The following is a 12,050-nucleotide window of genomic DNA, read 5'->3' as shown; positions in this document are numbered from 1 at the left end:
AAAGGAGGAGTATCTGTGTCAAGATATTATTCAAAAGATCACGAGTGGTTAGAGATAGATAACAATGTAGGAATAGTTGGTATTACAGATTACGCACAGCATCAGTTGGGAGACATTACTTACGTTGAATTGCCGGAAGTTGGTACTGAAATCAAACAGTTTAGTATATTCTGTACTATTGAGTCAGTAAAGGCAGCTAGCGATGTATATGCTCCTGTAAGCGGGAAGATAATTGAAGTGAATAGTAGGTTGGAAAATGAACCTGAAATTATAAATAAGAGTCCAGAAGAAGAAGGTTGGATAGTTAAGGTGGAAATTTCTGACACCAGTGAGCTTAAAAATCTTATGGATAAGGCATCATATGAAAATTATATTAAGGAGCTGGACTAAAAATGAATTTTTGTCCACATACACCTGAAGATATAAGGGAAATGTGTTCTGTTTGTAATGTAAATGAAGTAGATGATTTATTCAAAGAGCTCCCAGTTGAAGAAATTGATTTCAAAAAATTGGGCAAAGGGATTTCTGAATATGAAGGATACAATCTTATTTTAAACCTGGCTAGAAAAAATAATTTGTTATCATATCACTTTTTAGGTGCAGGATTCTATGATCACATAATTCCTAGTGTAGTTGATTTTGTTGCATCGAGATCTGAATTCTATACTGCCTATACACCCTACCAACCAGAATGTTCTCAGGGAACTTTACAATCGCTGTTTGAGTATCAGACTGCTATTTGTAACCTGACTGACCTTGAAGTGACGAATGCATCTCTCTACGATGGTGGAACTGCTCTTGCTGAAGCTGTTTTGATGTCTCTAAGAATCACCAAAAGAGAAAAGATAATAATGGACAAAAGCGTTAACCCAATATATAGAAACATAGTCAAGACGTATTTAAAATTCTTGCCATACGAATTAATTGAAGTTGAGACAGAAGAAATTGAGCCAGATTTTGGAAAAATAAAGTCTTTGCTTGACTCTAATGTGGCTTGTTTTGTTTTCCAGAATCCAACTTTTTATGGGAGTGTTCATGATTGGACTGATCTTATAAATTTTGCTCATGAAAAGAATATTTTGGCTGTATCAAGCGTATATCCTATTTCTTTAGGAATTGTAAAAACGCCAGGTAAGATGGGAGTAGATATTGCAACTGGTGAAGGACAATCACTTGGCAATCCGCTTTCATTTGGAGGGCCATATTTTGGTTTTTTGGTAACCAAAAAGGTGTACATTAGAAATATGCCTGGCAGGATTGTGGGTGAAACATTAGACAGAAATAACAAAAGAGCTTATGTTTTAACTCTTCAGGCTAGAGAACAACACATAAAAAGACATCGTGCGACGTCTAATATATGCTCTAACGAGGGCCTTTGTGCTTTAAGAGCTTTGGTTTACCTTTGTTCTCTTGGAAAGAGCGGCTTAAAGGAATTGGCTCTGATAAATTTTAGTAAAAGTGAATACATGAAGAAAAAGTTGATAGAGATAGGGTTGGTTATAAAGAATAATGCAACTACTTTTAACGAATTTGTTGTTAAATTTAATAGACCTGCTAAAGAGATTTTTTCAACATTATTATCAAAAAATATTGCCTTTGGAATCCCATTGTATCTGTTTGGTGGTTCAGAAAATGATATTTTGATAAATGTAACTGAAAAGATGTCAAAGTATAACATTGATAATGTATGTTCTATTTTGGAGGCCATATTATGAAATTGATATTTGAGGAATCAAAGAGTGGCAGAAAGTCTTTTAATTTGCCTAAATTAGATGTAAATTTAAAGAATTTTCCTGATGAGCTTTGTCGCTCAGAACTTAATTTGCCTGAGATATCAGAGTTAGATCTTATAAGACATTTTATTAATCTTTCCAGATTAAATTTTTCTGTGGATACTCAATTTTATCCGTTGGGTTCTTGTACCATGAAATACAATCCAAAAATTTTGGAAAAAGCTTCGAATATTCCTGAATTTCTAAATCTCCATCCTTTTTTGTCTATTTTGCCAGATAGTATTAATAGGTGTAAAGGTGCTCTTGAGCTTATTTCAGATTTTCAGGACATATTATGTGAGATAACTGGAATGGACTGTGCTACTACTAGTCCGATGGCTGGAGCTCACGGTGAATTAACTGGTATTATGATTATTTCTAGTTATCACAAATCAAAAAACTCGAAGAGAACCAAGGTTATTGTGCCTGATTCTTCACACGGCACAAATCCTGCAAGTGCATCTATGGTAGGCTATGAAGTAGTTACAATACCTTCAAATAGCGAAGGGGAAATGGATGTAGATGAGTTAAAAAAACATCTTGATACAGATGTGGCTGCAGTAATGATGACATGTCCTAATACTTTAGGTTTGTTTGAGAAAAACATAAAAGAGATTTCCGATTTAGCTCATTCTGTAGGAGCATTAATGTACTATGATGGTGCTAACCTTAACGCAATTATGGGCAAAGTCAGACCTGGTGATCTTGGATTTGACGTTATCCACGTAAATGTGCACAAGACTTTTGGTACTCCTCATGGTGGCGGAGGTCCTGGAGCTGGGCCTGTAGGAGTTAAGAAATTTCTTGAAGATTTTCTCCCTATTCCTAGAGTAAAAAGAGAAGATGATTCTCTAGTTGTAGTATCAAATTCAGATAAATCAATTGGACATGTTTCATCATTCTTTGGAAACTTTGCTGTTATCTTAAAGGCATATCTATATATTAAACTTCTTGGGACTGATGGAATAAAATATTCTGCAGAAATGGCAGTATTAAATGCAAATTACGTAATGAATAGACTTAAAAATTATTTGAAACTTCCGTATGATAGAACTTGTATGCACGAATGTGTATTTTCTCTTTCTGAAATGGCTAAAAAAGGCGCAAGTGCTCTGGATTTTGCAAAGTTCCTTATAGATAGGGGATTTCACCCACCTACAATATATTTTCCATTGATAGTAAAGGAAGCCTTTATGATTGAACCAACTGAAACCGAATCTATGGAAACTCTTGATAAATTCGTAGATGCTATTATAGATGCAGTTAAATTGGCAGAACAAAATCCTGAAGCCTTTAAAGAGTTTCCTAAAACAACTGTCATTTCAAGACCAGATGAAACAAAGGCTGCTAAAGATTTGATTGTCAAGGCTAGACTATGAATTTTGGAATAAGCTGTATAATATTAAAGATTTAATAAAAAAGTATAATTTATATATCTTATTTTTTAAGAAGGAAGGGAATTAAGTTGTCTGGCAGGAGGTTTAGATTTATAGTTTCGTCTCCATTAAGTGGCGATTACAATATGGCCATTGACGAAGCTTTATATTTAACCTTCTTGAAGAAAAGAGAACCTGTAATAAGATTTTATTTTTGGTATCCTTCGGTTCTTTCGGTGGGGAGGTTTCAAAAAATATCTGATATTAACAAGGTTTTTTTGTCTCAGGAAGAAGAATTTTTCATTAGGAGGTTGACGGGGGGGAATGCCTTGTATCATTATGAAGAAATCTCATACTCTATTGTTTGCTCTCAAGAACACTTAGGTAATTTGTCTGTAATTGACTCCTATAAAAAGTTAACCTCCTTTGTATTAGAATTTTACAATTCTTTACATCTGAATGCTAAATGGGCATGTGAATGTGAGAGCACTGAATCAGATAAAAATCCAATATTGTGTTATCAAGGAAAAGAAAAATATGATATTTTAATAGATGGACAAAAAGTTGGTGGAAATGCACAAAAGCGTTCTCACGATGTAATATTCCAACATGGCTCTATTCCAGTAAAGAGTAGAAAAAATCTTTCTAAACCTTATGAACATGGAAATTCACTACAAGATTGGGTTCATGATATTTCTTATGAAACTGCACTCAAAGGTCTTGCCACATTTTTTAGCAAGGAAATGAAGGTTGATTTAGATTTTTGCGAGCTTACAAAAGAAGAAATTAAGCTTGTCTCACTTTTAAGAGAGAAAAAATATTTATCTGAAAGTTGGAATAGGGATGGTATTGAAAAAGAAACCTGTGTGGCTTCATAAGAGAGTTTGTCAAAGAACAGAGAATTATACAAGAACCTTGTTAAAAGACTTAGAGTTAAATACTGTTTGTGAAGAAGCAAGATGTCCTAATATATCAGAATGTTTTAGTAATAGACATGCTACTTTTCTAATAATGGGTGATGTGTGTACGAGATCTTGTGAATTTTGTAATGTGAAAAAAGCTAAAGATAAAAATTTATTAAAACCATTAGATCCATATGAACCAGAAAGATTAGCTCAGGCCGTAGAAAGATTGAATCTTTCTCATGTGATAATCACATCCCCTACTAGAGATGATGTTTTTGATGGCGGAGCCCTTCACTTTGCTAATACTATTAAGGCTATAAGAAATCTTATTCCAGATGTTACAATCGAAGTTTTAGTACCAGATTTCAAGGGAAATATTGATTCGATTAAAACAGTAATTGACTTAAAGCCTGAGATTTTTGGCCATAATCTGGAAACTGTTCCAAGACTTTACGCCATTAGAAAGGGTGCTTCATTTGAAACGTCTTTATATGTATTAGAAAATGCTAAAAAATTATCTCAAAATATTTTTACAAAGACAGGTATAATGCTTGGGTTAGGGGAAACGATGGATGAATTGAAGGAACTTTTTGATAAACTTATAAAAATTAAGTGTGATTTTATTAGTATAGGACAATATTTAAGGCCTAGCTTAAAGAATATTGATGTTTATGAATATGTTCATCCAGACAAATTTGAAGAAATTGGGGAGATTGCAAGAAGTTTTGGTTTTAAACATGTAGAAAGCGCTCCGTATGTAAGAAGCTCTTATAACGCACAAAAATATTTATCTTGTGGGAGAAATTGAGGTTGGAAAATAAATTTGACGCGATCATTATAGGTGCTGGTCCAGCTGGCTATGAGTGTGCGCTTTATTTAGGTGATAGAGGGAAAAGTGTATGCTTGGTAGAAAAATCTGAAGAAAAGATTGGCGGGACATGCCTGAATGAGGGATGTATTCCTGTAAAATCATTGGTTGAAAGTGCTCATTTAATTCACAGAATGAGAGAATACAAGAGTATTTTCAACATAGATTTTAGCATTGATTATTCGAATGCGATTAAGCTTTTAGAGGATCAAAAGTATCAATTAAGACAGGGAGTAATTTCAAGACTGAAAAAATCAGGTGTTAAAATGATTTTTGGGGAAGGAAGACTAGCTGGTTATGATGTTATAAGGATTGGCAACGTTGATTATTTTGCTAACAATATAGTTTTATCGACCGGATCATACCCAAAGAGTCTTCCTGGTTTGACTATTGACGAAAACAAGATTATTTCGAGTAGCGGCCTTTTAAAGTTGGGAAGTTTACCAAAAGATTTTCTTATTGTAGGTGGTGGTTACGTAGGTTGTGAGTTTGCTTCATTGCTAAATTATTTCGGTTCAAACGTTACAATTGTAGAATTTTTACCTAAGATAATGGGTTTAGAAGATGATGAGGTTTCGCGTACTCTTCTGAGAGAATTTAAAAAGAGAAATATATCTGTGAACACGAGTTCAGAGATTGTCAATATTCAAAACAAAGATGAAAAGCTGCTGGTTAGTTTTAAAAATAGGCAAAATAATTTAGTTAAAGATATTTTTGTAGATGTTATATTAGTTTCTGTGGGAAGAGTACCCAATACAAAATATCTGAATTTAGAAGTAATTAATGCAAAAACCGAAAGAGATTTCATAATTACAGAGAAGGACTTTAGCATAGATAACAGCAGTGTATATGCTGTAGGAGATATTATAAAAACCCCAATGCTGGCCAACGTGGCTACCAGAGAGGGGATAGCTGTTGCTAAAAAAATACTTGGCGAAACTGAAAATATTAACTATGAATTATTACCAAGAGTGGTATTTACAGATCCGGGTGTAGGATGTATTGGATTCACTGAAGAGGATTTAAAGTCAAAAGTGATTCCTTATAAAACTTATAAAGCATTTTTTAAGGGTAATGGGAAAGCCCTTATTATGGGCCAAAATTCTGGTTTTTTTAAAGCACTTACTTCGGATGAGGGGACTATAATTGGTGCTATGTTTATTGGTCCTATGGCATATGAGCTAGTTCATATTATGGCAGTAGCAATGAAAAGTAAAGTCAATATTACAGAACTAAGGGATATAATTTATGGTCACCCAACGATATCTGAAATAGTTTTTAGCGCTATAATATAGCTTTTTTAAAAGGTATTGAGATATTTCTATTTGGTTCGGGGCTGTTAAGCATACTCTAGTATTATAGATAAATATAACTTAGCAAATTATAAGTATGTTTTATTAAATATTGTTGCTTTTTTTATTAATTGAGTTGTAGAATAAATAATTAAGAGATATAAATTTTATTATAAGAATGCTATTTATTTTTATTCTTTTATAAAATTTTATTTATATATTATATATGCCTCAAAAAGGGAGTGAAATGAATGGGGAAGCTTAGAAGGAGGGACTTCTTAAAGCTTACATTTGCTGGGGCTGCGGCAATGGTTATGGATGGTAATATTGCTGTGCCTGCAAGGGCTTCTGTAAAGCCTTTTAAGTTAAAAGATACTAAAGTAAGTCCTTCAGTATGTATTTACTGTGGCGTTGGCTGCGGACTATTGGTTTATGCAAAAGATGGCAAGGTAGTAAACATCGAGGGTGATCCTGATAATCCTAACAATGAAGGCGGTCTATGCGCAAAGGGAGCAACATCTTATAACGTTTACGTTAATCCGCTTAGATTGAAAAGGCCAATGTATAGGGCTCCAGGTTCAGACAAATGGGAGGAAAAGAGCTGGGATTGGACTATCAATGAGGTTGCAAAGAGAATTTTAAAAACAAGAAATGAAACTTTCGTTAGAGAAGTTGGAGGAGTTCCAGTAAATAGAACTGATGGACTTGTCCAACTTGGAGGAGCATCTCACGATACTGATGAATGCTATCTTCTATCTAAGTTTGCAAGATCACTTGGAATTGTCTATCTCGAACACCAGGCACGTATATGACACTCTTCTACAGTGACCAGTTTAGGTCCTAGTTTTGGAAGAGGTGCAATGACGAATCCTTTGACTGATGTAAAAAATTCTGATGTTATTATGATTTGTGGGGGTAATCCTGCTGAAAATCACCCAGCTATAGCAAGATATATAAATATGTGTAAAGATTCAGGTGGAGTAGTAATATCTGTAGATCCAAGGTTTACGAGGACTTCTTCTATTTCAGATATTTATTCGCCAATAAGACCGGGAACCGATATTGTATTTTTTGGTGGATTGATTAACTACATAATTCAAAACAAAAAATATCAAGAAGTTTATCTTAAAAATTACACTAATGCTTCATGGTTATTAAATCCTGAATTTGATTTCAAAGATGGTCATTTTTCTGGTTGGGACGAGGCAAAAAAGATGTACAATTATGCAACCTGGGGATTTCAAACAGGACCGGATAAGAAGGTCTTGAAAGACATGACCCTCCAAGATCCAAATTGTGTATTCCAAAGGCTTGCAAAACACTATTCCAGATATACGCCAGAAGTAGTAGAAAGTGTTGCTGGGATGAAAAAAGAAACTTTTTTAAAGATTGCTGAAATCTATTCTTCTACAGGAGCACCAGATAAGTCTGGGTGTTTGATTTATGCTATGGGACTAACTCAACACACTATTGGTACACAAAACATCAGGGCTTTTTGTATAATTCAACTTTTACTTGGTAATATGGGTATGGCTGGTGGTGGAGTAAATGCAATGAGAGGGGAGGCTAACGTACAGGGTTCTACTGATATGGGACTTTTGTTTCACACTCTGCCAGGTTATTTGCCTTCGCCAAACGAAAAGCTTCATCCAAACTTACAGGAATTTATTAAGAAATCAATCGCACCTGATAGCTATTGGGTTAACGCTCCGAAGTTTATTGTAAGTATGTTGAAAGCATGGTATGGGGATGCAGCTACAAAGGAAAATAATTTTGGGTACGATTGGTTACCAAAGTGGTCAAAGCCAGCTTCCTGGATGCACATATGGGATAATTTATATAAAAATGAAGGGATCAAAGGTATGATGATCTGGGGGCAAAATCCATTGATATCCAGCCCCTTTGCCGAAAAAACTGGTAAGGCTCTCGAGAATTTAGAATGGTTAATGATAGCAGATTTATTCGAGACTGAAACTTCTAATTTCTGGAGGAGGCCAGGTGCTGATACAAAGAATATTAAAACAGAAGTATTTTTGCTACCTGTGGCATCTATGGTAGAAAAAGATGGTTCAGCTACGAATACTTCCAGATGGCTTCAGATGAGATATAAAGCAGTTGAACCTCTTTATGAATGCAGAGAGGATTCTGTAATATTGCACGATCTTATTCATAAAATAAAAGACCTTGTAAAATCTGATCCGTCTACACCTAATTCTGAAGCAATTCTTAATTTAACATGGAATTATGGCGGGCATAATCATAGCGCAGAAGAAGTATTTAAAGAGATTAACGGTTTTGAGGTGACTACCAAAAAGCAAGTTCCTGGTTTTGCTGCTTTAAAAGATGACGGAACTACGGCTAGCGGGTGTTGGATATATTCTGGCATGTATCCTCCTACTGGGAATCTTGCGAAGAGAAGAAAGCCAGAAAAAACTGGATTGGGACTTAATCCTGAATGGGGTTGGGCATGGCCCGTAAATAGAAGAATTTTATATAATAGAGCGGGATGCGATCTGGAAGGTAATCCATGGAATCCGGAAAAATACGTTATAAAATGGGATGCTGCACAGAAGAAGTGGGTAGGAAGAGATGTGCCTGATTTCTTGCCTACAAAGGCTCCAACAGATGTTGGAGGAACGCTGCCCTTTATCATGCTTACTGGTGGACAAGGGAGATTATTTGTTCCTGGTGGTATAGTTAAAGATGGACCATTTCCTGAACATTATGAACCAATCGAATCTCCTGTTGAAAATAAAGTAAATCCTATACAAAATAATCCTATAGCTTTGATATTTAAATCAAATATAGATAAATATGCACCACTTCACGATCCAAAATATCCATATATTTGTACTACGTATAGAGTTGCAGAACATTATCAATCTGGTGCAATAACAAGAAAGATACCTATAACTGTGGAAGCTATGCCACAAGTTTTTGCCGAGATAGATCCTGAACTTGCAAAGGAACTTGGTATCAAAGACGGTGATAATGTTGAGCTTGAGTCCATAAGGGGTAAGGTTAAAGCAAAGGCTTGTGTTACAACCAGAGTTCAGCCTATGATAATAAATGGTAAAAAGTACCATGTGGTTGGAATTCCATGGAACTGGGGCTTTGTGGGTATAGATCCAGATAGTGGTAAAGACGAATCTTTTGCTGCAAATCTTGTGACAGAAAATGTAGGAGATCCGACAAGTCTTATTCCAGAATCCAAAGCTTTGATGATTAATTTGAGGAGGGCCTAAAATGGAAAGAGTGGCCTATATGTATGATTCTTCTAAATGTATGGGTTGTAGAGGATGTCAGAGCATCTGTAAGGAATGGAACGATCAAAAAACCGATCCTACAACATTTAATGGGGTATATACCAATCCACCAAGTCTAAATCCTGATACGAGAATGATTATAAAATTTTATGATACCTTTACTCCAGATCCAAATTTCAATTTTTTGAAATATCAATGTTTTCACTGTGGTGACCCAGCATGTGTAAAGGCATGTCCTAGTGGCGCATTGTTTCAAGCTGAAAATGGAATAGTAGCTTTTGATGAAAATAAGTGTATAGCATGCGGATACTGTCACAGCGCATGTCCCTTTGGAATTCCTCAGATTGGAAAAGTTATAAATAAATGTGATATGTGTTATTCTAGAGTTATGGAAGGTTCTGACTCTGATAAGACTTCTATCCCAGCATGTGTAAAGAGTTGCCCTGCGGGAGCGCTTTATTTCGGAAAAAGAAGTGATTTAGTTGAGCAAGGTAAAAAAAGAGTTGAGGTTTTAAAAAATAAAGGATATACAGAAGCAAATCTTTATGGGGAAAATATTCTTGGAGGACTTGGAGTTCTTGCTATATTGAAATATTCTCCTGAAAAATATGGTCTTCCTAAAGAACCTGTATTTCCTAGTGACATTGGTTTGTGGAAAGGAATATTGCATCCTCTAGGTGTAATAATGTTAGGAGGCGCGGCTGGCCTGGTTGTACTTCATAGAGCGCTTAACCTGGGGAAAAAGGGAGGTGAACAGTAGTGGCTGTAAAAAAGATTGAGAAGCATAAAAAAAATACAAGAATTTTTCACTGGTTGCATCTAATAACCTTTATAATTATGCTTTGGACAGGAGTTTCTTTGCTTTATCCCTGGGCAAATGTTCTTGGCATGACTTTTGGGAGCCTTAGAAACGCAGCATTTATTCATAAATATCTTGGATGGTTTTATGTGATTCTTCCGATAATTTATGTTTCCTGGAACTTCAAGTTGTTTTCTAACTTTTTTAAAACAATTAGTACTTTTACGCCTGAAGATAAAAAATGGCTTTCTGTGTTGGGAGGATATTTGCATCCTATTATAAAGGTAGATGAAGTTCCGCCACAGGGGAAATATAATGCTGGACAAAAGCTCTTAGGTTGGATAATAATAGTTTTTTCAATTTTACTCGGTATAACAGGATTGATAATGTTTTATTATGCACTTTTCCCTGGGCTACTTGTTCGCATGGCTATAATGATTCACGTATTTTGTGGTACATTCTTGGGGGCTGCAGTAATAGTACATTTTTACTTAGCTGCAATTAATCCTACATCAAATAAAGAGTTGGGAACAATGCTTGGAAGCGGTATGATAGAAGAAGATTATGTGAAGCATCACAATGCTCTATGGTATGAGGAGTTGAAAAAATCTTAAGTTTTTAAAAATTAAGTAGATTTAGTATTAAGTTGAAATTAGTAATATTTAATTTGAGTGCAAAGTCAAAGTTGGCTTTGCACTCAAATGTTTTAACGTTTGATAATATGTTAGATAGTTATTGACTGATAGTTTTTTTATAAACTCTTAAATTTAATCATAATACTGGAGGTTTTGGATGAATTTAATAAAGTTTGTTGAAAAGTATCCAATATTAGAGTCTGTAGTAGAATTTTGGAATCAATATTATTCTTGTAGAGAAAAGTTATTGGCAAAAATAAAAGATTTTATACCTGAAGAAAGTATTGATACAGAAGAATTTAAAAAGGTATTTAACGAAGGAAGAGCCTATTTGGATTTGTTTGAATTAAAAATATATAAAAAAGATTTAAATTTTCTAGCAAAAATTGTAAAAGACGATTTTGGAATTAAGGGAAAAGTAAAGTTTGATGAAAGAAATTTACCAATATTTGATAAACTAACTTTATCTGAGGATAAAATTGGTTTTATAAAGTTAATAGTCTACTCTACTATTTACTCTTACGTTGGCGAAATACTTTCTAAAGGATGTAGTCTTGTAAAATGGTATGAGCCAATTTGTCCTGTTTGTGGATCAAGAGCTGGCCTAGGCTTTATTGAAGGAGATGGAAAAAAAAGTTTGATATGTTCAACCTGTTATACGAGATGGGGACACAGAAGGACAGTTTGTCCAGTGTGTGCCGATGAAGAGCAAAAGTCAATGAGGTATTATAGTGCAGATGAGCTCCCTGGATGGAGAGTAGAGGTTTGTGAGGCTTGTGGGATGTATTTAAAGGTGCTGGATTTGAGGGAAAAAAATGAGGATATACCTCTTTATCCCTTGCTTTATTTATCCAGCTGGGATTTAGACGTTTCGGTAAAAGACTTAAATTTTAAACCCTCATGGTTTAAGATTTTTTATGCTGCTTCCTGGATCAGCAAATAATATTTATTATTAATAATAAGTCTTTTTTATAATATTTTATTTTAAATTCATTTTTTAATGATAATTTTGTTAAAAAATTCTTAAACTTTGCACTCTATTATAAAAATATTTTATTCATATAGTCATTTATTAAATATTTAAGTTTGATAATGATTATTTTATCAATTTAGTATGCTATTATAAGCTTGATAGTG

Annotated in this window: 10 protein-coding genes; all 10 read left to right on the top strand. The window is 34.4% G+C overall.

Translation table 11 applies throughout. From position 1 onward, the window contains the following. Positions 1 to 15 precede the first annotated feature (15 nt). The 10 genes from gcvH (at position 16) to TDSAC_RS05525 (ending at position 11,856) form a co-directional block, all read left to right on the top strand. Entirely contained in the window at positions 16 to 390 is a 375-nt protein-coding gene (gene gcvH, locus TDSAC_RS05570) for a glycine cleavage system protein GcvH (protein ID WP_108309267.1), read from the top strand. A 2-nt stretch (positions 391 to 392) separates the two neighbouring features. Then, complete coding sequence (gene gcvPA / locus TDSAC_RS05565) at positions 393 to 1,715, top strand: aminomethyl-transferring glycine dehydrogenase subunit GcvPA (protein WP_108309266.1); 1,323 nt, start codon at positions 393 to 395, stop codon at positions 1,713 to 1,715. After that, complete coding sequence (gene gcvPB / locus TDSAC_RS05560; protein ID WP_108309265.1) at positions 1,712 to 3,151, top strand: aminomethyl-transferring glycine dehydrogenase subunit GcvPB; 1,440 nt, start codon at positions 1,712 to 1,714, stop codon at positions 3,149 to 3,151. Before gcvPA ends, gcvPB begins: the two co-directional genes overlap by 4 nt. An 86-nt stretch (positions 3,152 to 3,237) precedes the next feature. Next, on the top strand, positions 3,238 to 4,026 hold the full coding sequence (locus TDSAC_RS05555; protein WP_108309264.1) for a lipoate--protein ligase family protein: 789 nt from the start codon (positions 3,238 to 3,240) through the stop codon (positions 4,024 to 4,026). After that, complete coding sequence (gene lipA / locus TDSAC_RS05550) at positions 3,992 to 4,861, top strand: lipoyl synthase (RefSeq protein WP_108309263.1); 870 nt, start codon at positions 3,992 to 3,994, stop codon at positions 4,859 to 4,861. Before TDSAC_RS05555 ends, lipA begins: the two co-directional genes overlap by 35 nt. 2 nt (positions 4,862 to 4,863) lie before the next feature. Beyond that, on the top strand, positions 4,864 to 6,216 hold the full coding sequence (locus TDSAC_RS05545) for a dihydrolipoyl dehydrogenase family protein (RefSeq protein ID WP_150130302.1): 1,353 nt from the start codon (positions 4,864 to 4,866) through the stop codon (positions 6,214 to 6,216). 248 nt (positions 6,217 to 6,464) lie between these two features. Further along, positions 6,465 to 9,458, top strand: a complete 2,994-nt coding sequence (gene fdnG / locus TDSAC_RS05540; RefSeq protein WP_108309261.1) for a formate dehydrogenase-N subunit alpha — start codon at positions 6,465 to 6,467, stop codon at positions 9,456 to 9,458. Between the two features lies 1 nt (position 9,459). Next, positions 9,460 to 10,239 (top strand): 4Fe-4S dicluster domain-containing protein, encoded by a 780-nt coding sequence (locus TDSAC_RS05535; RefSeq protein ID WP_108309260.1) that lies wholly within the window; start codon positions 9,460 to 9,462, stop codon positions 10,237 to 10,239. Beyond that, positions 10,239 to 10,892 carry a formate dehydrogenase subunit gamma gene (locus tag TDSAC_RS05530; protein WP_108309259.1) on the top strand — a complete coding sequence of 218 codons (654 nt, stop codon included), beginning with the start codon at positions 10,239 to 10,241 and terminating at the stop codon, positions 10,890 to 10,892. The genes TDSAC_RS05535 and TDSAC_RS05530 overlap by 1 nt, the downstream gene beginning before the upstream one ends. Before the next feature lie 178 nt (positions 10,893 to 11,070). Then, positions 11,071 to 11,856, top strand: coding sequence for a formate dehydrogenase accessory protein FdhE domain-containing protein (locus TDSAC_RS05525; protein ID WP_108309258.1), 786 nt, complete (start codon positions 11,071 to 11,073; stop codon positions 11,854 to 11,856). Positions 11,857 to 12,050 lie beyond the last annotated feature (194 nt).

This window comes from Thermodesulfobium acidiphilum (assembly GCF_003057965.1).
Lineage (GTDB): Bacteria > Thermodesulfobiota > Thermodesulfobiia > Thermodesulfobiales > Thermodesulfobiaceae > Thermodesulfobium > Thermodesulfobium acidiphilum.
This window is presented reverse-complemented; position numbering and strand designations above follow the sequence as displayed.

Coding starts and splice junctions, on each gene's coding strand:
- gcvPA (WP_108309266.1), top strand. CDS start 393: ATGAATTTTTGTCCACATACACCTGAAGATATAAGGGAAATGTGTTCT.
- gcvPB (WP_108309265.1), top strand. CDS start 1,712: ATGAAATTGATATTTGAGGAATCAAAGAGTGGCAGAAAGTCTTTTAAT.
- lipA (WP_108309263.1), top strand. CDS start 3,992: ATGGTATTGAAAAAGAAACCTGTGTGGCTTCATAAGAGAGTTTGTCAA.
- TDSAC_RS05535 (WP_108309260.1), top strand. CDS start 9,460: ATGGAAAGAGTGGCCTATATGTATGATTCTTCTAAATGTATGGGTTGT.
- TDSAC_RS05525 (WP_108309258.1), top strand. CDS start 11,071: ATGAATTTAATAAAGTTTGTTGAAAAGTATCCAATATTAGAGTCTGTA.